This is a genomic window from Pseudomonas sp. BF-R-26 (assembly GCF_019947395.1).
GTDB lineage: Bacteria > Pseudomonadota > Gammaproteobacteria > Pseudomonadales > Pseudomonadaceae > Aquipseudomonas > Aquipseudomonas farris.
In genome coordinates, this window is record NZ_JAGYGK010000009.1 from 318,203 (window position 1) to 331,122 (window position 12,920).

The 12,920-nt window shown below is 59.7% G+C and carries 7 protein-coding genes; 1 reads left to right on the forward strand and 6 read right to left on the reverse strand.

Annotated features, from left to right (window positions below; all coding sequences use genetic code 11):
- Positions 1 to 53: 53 nt before the first annotated feature.
- On the forward strand, positions 54 to 1,001 hold the full coding sequence (locus KGB18_RS16190) for a LysR family transcriptional regulator (RefSeq protein WP_123719093.1): 948 nt from the start codon (positions 54 to 56) through the stop codon (positions 999 to 1,001).
- On the opposite strand, the gene KGB18_RS16195 is transcribed toward KGB18_RS16190, so the two are convergent.
- The 6 genes from KGB18_RS16195 to recC all read right to left on the reverse strand — a co-directional run bounded on the left by KGB18_RS16195 (position 998) and on the right by recC (position 12,685).
- Positions 998 to 1,501, reverse strand: a complete 504-nt coding sequence (locus KGB18_RS16195) for an OmpA family protein (protein WP_123719094.1) — start codon at positions 1,499 to 1,501, stop codon at positions 998 to 1,000. The genes KGB18_RS16190 and KGB18_RS16195 overlap by 4 nt on opposite strands.
- Positions 1,502 to 1,506: 5 nt before the next feature.
- The gene (locus tag KGB18_RS16200; RefSeq protein ID WP_223570225.1) at positions 1,507 to 2,775 is read right to left on the reverse strand and encodes a diguanylate cyclase domain-containing protein; all 1,269 of its coding nucleotides are present in this window, start codon (positions 2,773 to 2,775) and stop codon (positions 1,507 to 1,509) included.
- Entirely contained in the window at positions 2,772 to 3,347 is a 576-nt protein-coding gene (locus KGB18_RS16205; RefSeq protein ID WP_123719096.1) for a YfiR family protein, read from the reverse strand. Before KGB18_RS16205 ends, KGB18_RS16200 begins: the two co-directional genes overlap by 4 nt.
- Before the next feature lie 94 nt (positions 3,348 to 3,441).
- The gene (recD, locus tag KGB18_RS16210; protein WP_223570226.1) at positions 3,442 to 5,550 is read right to left on the reverse strand and encodes an exodeoxyribonuclease V subunit alpha; all 2,109 of its coding nucleotides are present in this window, start codon (positions 5,548 to 5,550) and stop codon (positions 3,442 to 3,444) included.
- Complete coding sequence (gene recB / locus KGB18_RS16215) at positions 5,547 to 9,236, reverse strand: exodeoxyribonuclease V subunit beta (protein ID WP_223570227.1); 3,690 nt, start codon at positions 9,234 to 9,236, stop codon at positions 5,547 to 5,549. The genes recD and recB overlap by 4 nt, the downstream gene beginning before the upstream one ends.
- Positions 9,233 to 12,685, reverse strand: a complete 3,453-nt coding sequence (gene recC / locus KGB18_RS16220; protein WP_123719099.1) for an exodeoxyribonuclease V subunit gamma — start codon at positions 12,683 to 12,685, stop codon at positions 9,233 to 9,235. Before recC ends, recB begins: the two co-directional genes overlap by 4 nt.
- Positions 12,686 to 12,920 lie beyond the last annotated feature (235 nt).

The window sequence follows — 12,920 nt, forward strand, 5'->3', positions numbered from 1 at the left end:
GGAGTATAGATGTGCAAACTTCTAATAAGAACGCACATAAAAGCCGGTCCATCATGCAAAAAAACATCACGTCTTTAGGCTCGTTGAACTGGGATGACCTCAAGTTTTTCCTCGAGGTTGCCCGTACTCGCAAGGCCAGCACCGCGGCCAAGCGCCTGGCGGTGGATTACACCACCGTGTCGCGACGCATCAGTTCGCTGGAAGCTTCGTTGGGCACGTTGCTGTTCGAAAAGTCCCGGACCAGCGGTTTCGTCCTGACTGCCGAAGGCCAGCGGCTGCTGGGTTACGCCGAGTCGATTGAAAGCACCTTGCACATGGCGTGCGAGCAGGTTTCGGGCTCCGGCGTGGCATTGTCCGGGCACGTGCGTATGGGCTGCACCGAAGGGTTCGGCAGTTTTTTCATCACCCCGCAGCTGAGCCATTTCGTCGACGCCTACCCGGCGATCTCGGTGGACATCCTGCCGCTGCCGCACTTCATCAGCCTGTCCAAGCGCGAGGCAGACATCGTCATCGCGCTGGAGCGGCCGGAACACGGCCCGTATGTCTGCTGCAAACTCTGCGATTACAAATTGCAGCTGTATGCGACCCAGGATTATCTGGACAAGCACCCACCGATCCGCCGCCCGGCAGACTTGGGCAAGCATCAATTCATCAGTTATGTGGACGATCTGGCGTTCAGCTCGGAGCTGCTGTACCTGGCGAATGTGTTGCCCGGTGCCAGTGCCAATCTGCGCAGCACCAGTGTGATCGCGCAGTTCGTGGCGGCGCAGCAAGGACGGTCATTGGCGATTCTGCCGTGCTTCCTGGCAGCTCAGGACCCGCGATTGCTGCCGGTGTTGCCGCAAGAGATCACCATTACCCGGCAGTTCTGGATGTACTGCCGGGAGGACCTGCGCAAACTCAAGCGGATTACGTTGTTGTGGGATTACATCCGTGCCGTCACCGAGCAGAATCAAGGGCTGTTGATGGGGGAAAGTCGGGAGATGTTGTTCGCCGATTAGTCCGCGCTCACCACGATCGACACCCGACGGTTCTCGGTGCGTCCGACTGCGGTGTCGTTGGAAGCGACGGGCTTGCTGCTGCCCAGGCCGCGCAGTTGGATGTTTTCTTCTTTTATGCCAACTGCGGCCAAAACCTTGCCGACGCTTTTCGCCCGTCGCAGGGAAAGCTGTTCGTTATAGGACTCTTGGCCTGAAGCATCGGTGTGGCCGTCGATTCTCACGCGCTCGATTTCCACACTTAGTAACGCCTTGCCAATGCGCTCGACGATCTCGGTACTAGCGGGGTTGAGACTCTCGACATCGCTGCCGAACAAAACTTTGCCTGACAGGCCATAGGCCCAGCCATCATCCGTCATTTCGAAACCTTGCTGCTTGAGCACAGCGATCTGCGCCGGAGTCAGGCCTTTTTGCGGTGCGGTCTGGCAACCGGTCAATGCCAGCAAGGCCAGGAACAGGGTGATCGTGAAAAGTCGTAGAGAACGCTGATTGAAGGTGAACACAGAAATTAGTTCCTGGTTTGAACATGGGCGACAGGGAGCTCCGCTCCTGCCGTTTGCTGCGCGCCTCGGGAAAGGCGTTTGGCCTGGTACATCGCGGCGTCGGCAGCATCGAGCAACTCGCCCGGTGTGACCCCATGATCGGGGTACACGGCGATGCCAATACTGAGTGAAGTCAACACCTGGGTACTGCCCGGCAACTGGATCGGTATTTCCATACTGGCGATGATTTTGTCAGCAATCCGTTCGGCGTCTTCGGCCTTGTGCAGCGGTGTGAGCAAGATTGCAAACTCGTCGCCGCCCAGACGCGCGACCAAGTCCTCTTCACGCAGTTGTGCACGAACCCGGGTTGCCACGGCGACCAGCACCGCATCGCCGGCGGCGTGGCCGAAGTTATCGTTGATCTCCTTGAACCGGTCGCTGTCGAGAAACAGCACGGCCACTCGCTCATCGAGCTTGCCGGCATTGCGCAAGGCACGCATCAGGCGGCCTTCGAAAAATGCTCGATTCGGCAGCCCGGTAAGGCTGTCATGGCTGGCTTGGTGGGCCAGGGTTTCGTTTTCGCTTTGCAGGTGGGTCTGCCAGGACTCGAGCTCATCGAGCAAGGCATTGAAGTCGTTGCCCAGGTTGTCGAGTTCGGCAATGTCGGCGGGCGGTACGCGCTGGTCAAAGGCTCGCTCGATGCGGGCGGCGTGAGCCACAGTAGCCAGGCTGCGCAAAGGGCCGGTGATCCCCCCCAATTGCCGCCGCGCCAGATAGAGCGCAACCCAGGCACTGATGGCGGTACACAAGACGATACCCATCAGACCGCTGAGCAAAAAACTCATCAGGCTGCCACCGTGCCCGACCAGCAGGATACTGCCGATTTCCTGACCTTGATGGACGATCGGCATGCTGATGGGCTTTTCCAGAATCACCCGGGCGATCTGCATTTCAAGATCCGACAACAATCCCGTTTCCGGTCTCTGCCAATGGGCGAGCAACTCGCCTTGCTCGTCCATCACCTGTGCGTCGGCGACTTCTTCGGTGGACGCGATCAACGCCAGCGCCTCAGTAGCGGCGGCCTTATCGTCGAACACCACCGCGGCTTCCACGGTGTAATTGATCGAACGGGCGATCAGGTGCAGGTTGTGATCGGCATAAACCCGCAAGGCCAGAACCCCCAGCAGGGTCAACGAAACACTGGCCATGGCCACGCCCACCAAGGCGACGATCAAATGCCCACGGCCGATAACCGACCCTAAGGTCGGACGTATACGAGATTTGAATAGACTCATGGTGCCGCCGGTTTGCGGCGCGACAGTTGCAGCACACTGGGATGAATGCGCACACCGCTGCGGGCGACTGAGTCGAGGTTGACCTCGAAGGACACTTGTTCATCGCCGACACGCAGACAGAACAGACTGCCGACGGTGCACTGATCGCCGCCTTCACTGATGCTCACCACCGGGCGTCCTGTCAGCGAGGCGAATAATCGACTGCGTTCGTCGCTCGTCAGTTTGCCGATGTACACCGCATCGCATTCCCCGGCAATCGCCGGGTTGTCGGCCAAAAGCCTTCGCACAGTGACAGGCCGACCAGTGGCCTGGGTAGTGCCCTTGACCAGGTCGTCGGTGTACTCGGTAGGGCCGACTATGCACAGACGCAACTGTTGAGGCTCAACAGGCCACCGGGCATAACTGAGGATTCCGAGCACCACCTGAGTGACCGATCTGGCACGCTGGTCGGCCTTGCTCTCAACGGTTTCCGGCTGAGCGAAGGCAACGCCCGTCAACAAACAGAGAAGGCCGGCAAGCAGCACTTGCTTGCAGCCAACAACGCGCTCTGTCGCCCAGACAGCCACCTTCATGCAGGGATTCTCTTCGATCACAACGAAATGATGCCGCAACGATAGCACAGCACCGAAACACCAGCGAGGCCACGCACCACGGCACTTCCCCTTTTCAGTGACCCGGCTCGATCCCCTCTTCCAGCTCCAGCATCAACCCGCTCAAGCGCTTGACCTTGCGCCGCACGGCCTCTTCGAATACGCCGGCGCGAGGCTCAATCAGGGTGAACCAGTGTTTGGCCCGGGTAATCCCGGTATAGATCAGTTCCTTGGTGAGCACAGGGTTCAGGGCGTCCGGCAGAATCAACGCCGTATGGGCAAATTCCGAGCCTTGGGATTTGTGTACGGTCATGGCGTACACGGTGTCGACATCGTTCAGCCGACTTGGCAGGACGAAGCGCACACCGCCCTGACCATCGTTACGCGGGAAGGCCACACGTAGCACTTGCCGTCCAGCGTCGGGGCCCTCACGCTCCGGCAGCTTGAGGGCAATGCCAATATCGCCGTTCATCAACCCCAGACCATAGTCGTTACGGGTCATCAGCACGGGTCGACCTTCGTACCACTGGTGGTCGCTGTCGATCAGCCGAGCCTTGAGCAGCGCGTCGGTCACTCGCTGATTCAAGCCTTCCACACCCCAAGGCCCTTTGCGTACCGCGCACAATAGCTGGAAGGCATCGAAAGCTTGCAGCACCACGCGAGCCCAATCGGCCCAGCATGGATCGTCGAGCGGGCTGTTGAGCGGTGGCCGCTGACTGCGCAAAAGACCCAGGTAATGCCGATAACCTTGCGGCCCCTCGCCATGACCCTCGAGCAACAACCGCTCCAGCGCCCGGTCCTGCTCACCCTTGAGAGGCAGGGAAAATACGTCGCCATGGCTTCCAGCCGCCAGTAACTTGCGGGCTTCCTCAGGATGCTGCTGGTTGACCCAACGGGCCAACTGGCCAATACCGCTGCCCTCGCCGAAGCGCCGTGAGTGACGCAGCATCACGACTTGCTGAGCCAGGGGATGCGCTCCGTTGATGTCTTCGTGCAAACCGCTGCTACGGAGGTTTTCACCGCTGACTGCCTCCAGCCACTGGCGTGTCTGCGGGCTGTACCAACCGGCTTCGGCATCGCGGCACAGATCGCCCAGGACGGCACCGGCCTCTACCGACGCCAGTTGATCCTTGTCACCGAGCAGCACCAGACGGGCATGGGCCGGTAATGCGTCGAGCAAATTGGCCATCATTTCCAGGTCGATCATCGAGGCTTCGTCCACCACCAATACGTCCAGCGGCAAGCGATTGCCGGCGTGGTGCCGGAAATGCCGGGTGCCGGGACGACTGCCGAGCAAACGGTGCACGGTGGTCACATCCGACGGGATCTTCTCCCGCACCGTTTCAGCAACTTCCAGGGTTTGAACCTGTTGGCTAATGGATTCGGTCAACCGTGCGGCAGCTTTGCCAGTGGGTGCCGCGAGACGAATGCGCAGTGGTTTGCCGGCCTCAATCGCGGGTGCCTGGAGCAATGCGAGCAAGCGCACGACTGTGGTGGTTTTACCGGTCCCCGGGCCACCAGTGACGATGCTGAATGCGCTACGGGTAGCCAGGGCGCAAGCGAGCTTCTGCCAGTCGATCACTTCATCAGGCCTGGCTGGGCCGAACAGGCCGGTCAGGCGTTGGGGCAAATCACTCGGTGTTGTTCCGTGTGCAGCCAGGCGCTGACGCAGGGCGTTATCGATCCGCCGTTCGTAAGCCCAGTAGCGACGCAAGTACAGGCGTTTACCCGACAGCACCAACGGCCGGTGCTGCGCGGCTTCACGCCCGTCGACGGCCAGAGCCACCAGACGGCTGGACGCCAGGACCTTGCACCAATGAGCACCGTCCAGCGCCTCAAGCAATTGCGACGGCAGCAACATCGCGCCACTTTGCAGATCACCTTCCGGCGGCAGCGACAGAGCGAAGTCCGGCTCTTTCAGCGTTTCGAACAGATCCAGGCAAACATGGCCGTGGCCCAACTGGTGACTGGTCAACGCGGCGGCCAGCAGCATCAGTGGATCATCGTCGGGGGCGAGTTCGTGGAGAAAAGCCACGAAGGCCTTGTCCAGCGCCCGCAGCCAACCGCGCTCGACCCAGCGCGTGAGCAGCAGCAACAAGTCATCTGCGCGGCTCAGGGGGGCCAGGTCCGCCAGACTTTCGGCCGCCAATGGCGTGGGCAGCAAATCGGCAAAGGTGCGACTCATAGCAGTACTCCCTGTTCCCAGGCGGGTTCGGCCTTGGGCTCTGGCTTGCCCTGGAACAACCGGTCCAGACGCTCGATCAGCTCCCGTGGCGGACGGGCGAAATACACGCCCTGGCTGGCCGCGCGAGTACCGCGAAGGAACAGGTACAACGCTCCTCCAACATGCCGGTCGTAATCGTAATCGACCAGCCGCGCCTTGAGCTGGCGATGCAAGGCGAGCAGGTACAACACATATTGCAGGTCGTAACGGTTATCGAGAATCGACTGCTCCATGGCCTGCCCGGTATAGGCCGCGTCATCGACGCCCAGCCAGTTGGATTTGTAGTCGGCGACGTAATAACGACCGTCGTGCTCGAACGTCAGGTCGATAAAGCCTTTGAACATGCCATTGAGCAGCACCGGTTCGGCAGCCACCCTGGCCACGCCGTTGTGGGTGTATTGGCGCACCAGTTCATCGAGTTTGAGCACATCGACTTTGTGACTGGCGAACCAGAATTCCATCTCGACCCGGTATTGGGTCAGTTGCTCGAACACCACCGGTGCCTGCCCGCCGCCGATGTGCAGCGGGGATTTGAGCAAGTGCTGTAGCCAGTCACTCAACGTCGTGATCCAGCCTTCCCAGCCACGGCGATTGCAGCGACGGGCGATGGCGTCTTCCACAGCTTGTGGTGCAGCGGCAAAACCTTCGTCACCGGCCCACTCAAGCAATCCATGGAGAAAAGTGCCAGGGTTCGGCCCGCGAGGGAATCGATGGATATCAGCCCCGCCAGCAATCACTTCTCGTGGCGCTTGCGGATCGAGACGTTCGTCGTCAAAAAGCTTTTGTGCTTGTGGGCTCTCTGGAGCTTCGTCACTGCCAACGCTCAGACTATCGCCAATGCGCAGGGCGCTGTAGGAGGCAATCCACCAGTTTTCGCTGGCCTTGCGTTTGGGTATCAGCGGCGCAAGCAAGGTCGCTTCATTGCGCGGCGGATGGTAATGCTCGGCGCTCGCTTCAGGCATTTCACCGTAGTTCAGCGCCGGGCAGTCCTGCTGCAAATCTTCCAGCCAACGCCGCAACGCTGCAGACTCGGCCAATGGCGTACCACCGCCCAGCAGATAACCCAACGCTGAAAGGTGCAACGTCGATCCGTTGTTATTGCCGCGCTTGAGGTCAGTCACACCGAGCCAGCAGGCATGTTGTGCCCGGGTCAGGGCGACATAAAGCAGCCGGAGATCCTCGGCCAAGCGCTCATCATCGGCTTGGGCGATCAACTCCGGCGTCGGCTTCAAGCTCACCTGAGCCTTGCCCGTCGCGTCGTGGTAATACAACGGCAAACGGCTGCCATCCACCGGTTTTGCCGAGCAAATGAACGGCAGAAATACCAACGGATATTCAAGTCCTTTGGATTTGTGAATGGTCACAACCTTGACCAGTTGCTCATCGCTTTCCAGGCGCAGGATCTGTTCTTCGCCAGCCTGACCGGACAATGCCAGATGCTCGGACAAGTGACGGATCAAGGCTTGCTCGCCATCGAGCTCAGCGGCTGCTTGCTGCAGCAGCTCGGACAGGTGCAGCAGGTTGGTCAGCACCCGCTCGCCATCACTGCGCGCGATCAACGCCTGGGGCAACTGAAAGTCATGTAACAGGTGCCGCAACATTGGCAACACGCCTTGCTTGCGCCAGAGCTCGCGATAACCGCGGAACTGCATGACCCGTGCTTCCCAGGCCAGTTCGTCCTGATTCAGCCGCTCCAGCTCAGCCAGCGAAAGGTTCAGTGTGATGCAGGCAAGAGCGGCACGGAGGGGACGCTCGACATCCGGCTCGGCACACGCTTTGAGCCAGGTCAGCAGGTCATGGGCTTCCTGCGCGGCGAACACGGAGTCCTTGTCTGACAGGTAAACACTGCGCACGCCGCGGGTCGAAAGTTCGCCACGCACGGCCTGGGCCTCTTTGCCGTCGCGCACCAGAATTGCGATATCCGATGGCAGTAGACCTTTGAAGTCCTTACCGTCCTGGATGAAGCCAGCACAGCCTTGCTGACCGCCATTGAGCAGCGCGGTGATTTCACTGGCGCAGGCGGCGGCCAATTGTTGTCGATACACCGCGCCAGACAGTGGCTGATCGGCGGACAGATGCCAGATGTTCAGGGCCGGTACAACCTGACCATCAATCTGCAGGACTTCTTTGCGCCCTTGGGATTCGACGGGTAGGAACGGTACCGGATTCTCGCCACTTTTCTCACGAAACAGGAATGCTCCGCGTCCCTGCTCACGAGATTCGGCGCGCTCGAACACATGGTTCACCGCACTGACCATGCCATGGCTGGAACGGAAGTTGGTGCCCAGGGTATGCAGCCGGCCAGTGGTGGCCTGGCGGGCGCGCAGGTAGGTATAAATGTCGGCCCCGCGGAAGGCATAGATCGCCTGCTTCGGGTCACCGATCAGAAACAGACCGGTTTCAGGATTGTTGTCTTCGATGCGATAAATGCTCTCGAAGATTCGATACTGCACCGGGTCGGTGTCCTGGAATTCGTCGATCAACGCGACCGGGAACTGCTCGCGGATCAGTGTTGCCAGGCGCTCACCGCCTTCGGACTGCAAAGCCGCATCGAGGCGCAGCAGCATGTCATCGAAGCCCATTTCCGCGCGGCGACGCTTTTCTTCCTCGAACCGTGCACCCACCCAGTGAGCGGCGTGTTGCAGCACGGCGGCATCGGGGGTCGGCAACCCATCGAGACTGGTCTTGAGACCGGGCATCGCATCGAGACCGGGATGACGGGGAGCTTCACCCTTCCATGCTTCAGCCATGCCATCGGGGGTCAGGCGAGTGAAGCCGGTGCCAATGTCCAACTGCTCGAGAGATTCGTCTTCGGCCCAGGCCCGGAGCTTTTCGAACCAGGGTTCGAAGTAGCGCGGCTGCATCTTGCGGCCATCGACGCTCTTGCTCGCGACGCCCTGGTGACAGATGGCAAGCAACTCATCCGCCCATTGGCGCCAGGGCATCTTGAGTTCGAGCAAAGCGGCCCGTCGCTCCTGCAGGCACTCGGCAATCAACTCGGCAGGCTCTTTACCTTCAACGCTGTCACGCTCGCTGGCGAACAACCCACGCACTCGCGGCAACAATGCCGCCGGGCCGCCCCAATTGCCGCGAACCCAGTTCAGTGCATCGCCTTGCATTGGATAACAGAACAGTCGCCAGTAGTCGCGCAGGACTTCGCCGAGCAAATCGCTGTGATCGGTTTCCAGGGTCTGGGTGAACAGGCTGCCACTGTCGAACGCATGTTCGCGCAACATGCGCTGGCACCAACTGTGGATGGTCGATACCGCCGCTTCATCCATCCACTGGGCGGCGATGTCCAGGCGGTTTGCACAGCCGGACCACTGTTCGGGGAGGTACTGCTCGCGCAACTCGGCAATGAGGCCATCCGGAGCCGGTGTCTCATCGCGGAAAAACCGTGCGGCTTCAGCCAGCCGTGTGCGAATACGTTCGCGCAGCTCTTTGGTCGCGGCATCGGTGAAGGTCACCACGAGGATTTGCGGCGGCAGCAATTCACGGCCAAAACCACTCGACTCGCCGCCGTGGCCAAGGACCAGACGCAAGTACAGCGCAGAAATAGTGAAGGTCTTGCCGGTCCCGGCGCTGGCCTCAATCAGCTGGCTGCCACGTAGCGGGAATGCCAGGGCCAGCGGAGTTTTCGTGGTCATGAGCGCGCCTCCTGGCTGGTCGATGAACGCCAGGAGGCCTCAAACAGCGGCCGATACAAAGCGTTGCACCAATCGGGGAAGGTCTCGTCCGCAGTCAGTGCATCGTAATCGGCGTATTGCCGAGTGAGCGCCGGGCTTTCGCGGCGCTCGCCGTCAGTGTTCTGGCCGTCGCCTTCATAGGCCTTGCGGGCAGCGGCGTCAGCTTTGCTCGGGTCGGTTTGAGCGAGCCAGGCGAACGCTGTTTTTACTGCAATCGGCAGCGGCTGGCGCATGCCCGTTTGCCAAGCCAACAACAGATCGCCCAGAACCCGAGATGCTGCGGCCTCCTCTATCGGACCGAGCAGCAAACTGTCGTCGCTGGCCACCAACGCGGTGGTCATCGGCATGCCGCTGGCACACGCCACCAGGTGATTGACCCAAGGTCGCGTCAGGCGATGCCATTTGCGGGCCTTGATCGAACCGATGCTGTTGGGAATCGTAGTCACCGACAACAACCCGCCATCTGCGCGTTGATGCAGGCCACTGAGCCAGCCCTCCAGACGCAATCCTTGTAGTTCCAGACTTACCGGTAACGCGCTGGTGAGCGAGGTCGGCCATAACGCCAGAAGTTGCTGATAGCGCAGCAGCAAATCCGGCAGCGGCTCGATCAACTCTCGCTGAAGACATTCGCCAAAACCGGCCATGGGCAAAAGCCCGCTGTTTTGCAGGCGTTTTGCCTGCGCCTCCAGTACCTGATCGGTTTGCTCCAATTGCCCCAGCGCCGCTTCGAGCAAGCTGTCGCTGAGGCTGTAGCGTTGCAGCGCATCGAGTACGAATGGCTCTTCATCTGCCAAAGGCACGTCGGCAGCCTCAAAGAACACTTTGAGCCGCTGACTGAAGAAATGTCGTACCGGGTTGCGCAGAAAATCCTGCAGCAGACCCAGGCTCAGCGGTTCGTCCTGGACGTAGGGTTCAAGTACTTCGATATCAGTCGCCAGATCACCGGCTTGATGAAGAACCTGCCACTCGCTGGCGTAGCTGAATAGATCATCGCCTTCGTGAAAGTAGCGAGCGCTGAAAGGTTGCAGCGGGTGTTCCTGGGTCATGGATTCAAGCAGGTCATCATTGTCATCGTGCAGTCGCCAGCCGCTGCCGAGATGGTCACGCAACTGCCCTATCAACACCGAAGCAGGGCGCTCGCTGTTGTCCCGAATACTGCGGCCGACCCAGCTGATATAGAGTTGATCGCGTGCGGACAACAATGCTTCCAGCAACAGATAGCGATCATCCTCGCGTCGGGAACGATCGCCGGGGCGGTAGTCACTGCCCATCAGGTCGAAGTCCAGCGGCGGCTGCGCGCGAGGGTAATCACCGTCATTCATGCCAAGCAGGCAGACCAGTTTGAAGGGGATCGCTCGCATGGGCATCAAGGTACAAAAGTTAACGGCCCCGGCGAGGAAACGCTGAGACAGGCGACCTTGGTCGAGACCCGCCAGCCAGGCTTCCCGGACTACGGTCAGCGGTAACTCGTCTTGCAAACCTACGGATTCGCAGGTTTCAAGCCAGGTCTCGCGAAGCTCTTCGAGTTGGGCCAACAAATAGTCGTCATGCTCGTTGCTGGCCAGGAAGAATAGCTGCACCAAAGCTTGCAACCGCGAGCCCCATTGTTTAGGCGCCGCAGGTTGAGTGAGTTCCTGATGGGCAATTTCCAGCGCATCCAGCAGTGCGACCAAAGGACCTATGAGCGCGGCATCCAGACCACCAATCTCGTCGTAGGGTTCGATCCCCTCGCAGGCATTGCCGCTACCCACGGCATAACCCAGCAGCATCCGTCGCAGACCGAAACGCCAACTGTTTTGCTCCAGCTCATCAGGCAGGCCCAGACCCGCGCGCTGCTCGGCGTTCATCCCCCAGCGGATACCTGCGCCTTCAATCCAGCGATGCAAGGTAGGCAGGTCACGCTCCTCTACGCCAAACCGAGCGCGTAATGCCGGAACGTCCAACAGATCGAGGATTTCGCTGACGGGAAAACGACTGTCGGGCAGTTTGAGCAGATGCTCGACAGCGATCAATAGCGGATCCCGGCCGCGCTGGCCTTGATCCGCAAGTGTGAAAGGAATGAAGCGCGGATCAAAGCGATCAAGCTGACCAAAGACAGCACGGATGTGCGGGGCATAACTGTCAATGTCCGGGACCATCACGATTACGTCGCGAGGCCTTAGGTCTGGGTCAGCACTGAATCGTGCGAGCAACTGATCGTGGAGTATCTCCACTTCGCGTTGGGCGCTATGGGCGATGTGAAAACGGATCGATTCGTCCTTTTTCACATCGACAACGGGCCAACGCTCGCGAGTCTCGTTCAGGGGACGCAATTCCAGGATGTCGTCCTGCAATTGATTAAGCATGTTCTGTGGCTGGTTTTCGCTGAATAGATCGATACGCCCGTCACGAAATGCCGAGCGATAACTATTAGGATCGTCGTAGCTGTCGAGCAGATTGATGTAGTCCCGCCCCTGCTTACCCCACGCTGCCAGTAGCGGGTGGGCATGCTGATGGAGCGTTTGCGAGTCGAGCACAATCGGCATGCCGCTCTTGCGAGCCTGACGCTTGTACTGATGTCGCAACAGATCTTTATCGGCGACGATGTCTGCCCAATGGTGACGACATGGGTTGTGTACGCACAGCAAGACCTGGCTGAATCGAGCAAGCCCGGCAAGCGCTTCCAGGGCCTGAGCAGGCAGTGAAGAAATCCCGAAAACGATCACCCGTGACGGCAATCCGCTGGGCGCTACGTCAAGACTATTGATGCGCTCGATAAAGCGTTGGTGAACGCCTGCGCGGCTTTGCGCCATGCCTTGCTCTCCGACATCCAGCAACAGCGCACGCCACAGCTCCGCCTGCCAGCAGTTGGCCGGGGTCAGCGCTTTGGCTTCGCCTCTGCCATTTCGTAACTGATGGCGACCTTCTGCCCAGTCTTCGAGCCAGTCGGCACGGTAGACCTGATATTGGTCAAACAGGTCTGCCAGTCGCTCCGCCAATTGATAGCGTTTACGTAAGTCGGTGTCATTGGTAAGGAAGCGCTGCAGGGGTTCGAAGTGCGGTTGGTTAATCAACTGTGGTAGCAGACGCATCAGACGCCAGGTCAGCGGGGCTTTATCGAGCAAGGATTTGACCGGGATTTCGTCACGTCCCAGCACCATGCGATAGAGCTGCCACATGAAGCTGCCCGGTAACTGCACGTCGATGGCTGCGGCGATTCCACAGCCGCCCATGTCGTCATCTTCGGGGTCTTCGGCCAGTGCCAGCTTCAGCCATTGGGCGATGCCGTTACTCTGTACCAGAGCGATTTCATTTTCCAAGGGAGCCAGCGGGTAGCGCCGCATCCAGCTGACCACCAGGCTGCGCAACTCGTCCAGGCGGTTGCCGTGAACCACCATAAAACCAGCACTGAGGGACGTAGCGTCCGGCATAAAGGCTTCCTTGGGAAAATACAAAAGCTAGGGCCGAACCTTAGCACTGTCATCAGACTGTGACAGCCGGAAGCGGTCCGATAATGCTGTACGAACTTTCCTGCGGGCAAAACAAAACCCCTACCTGCATACGCAGATAGGGGTTTCGGAATTTAATCTTGACGATGACCTACTCTCACATGGGGAAACCCCACACTACCATCGGCGATGCATCGTTTCACTGCTGAGTTCGGGA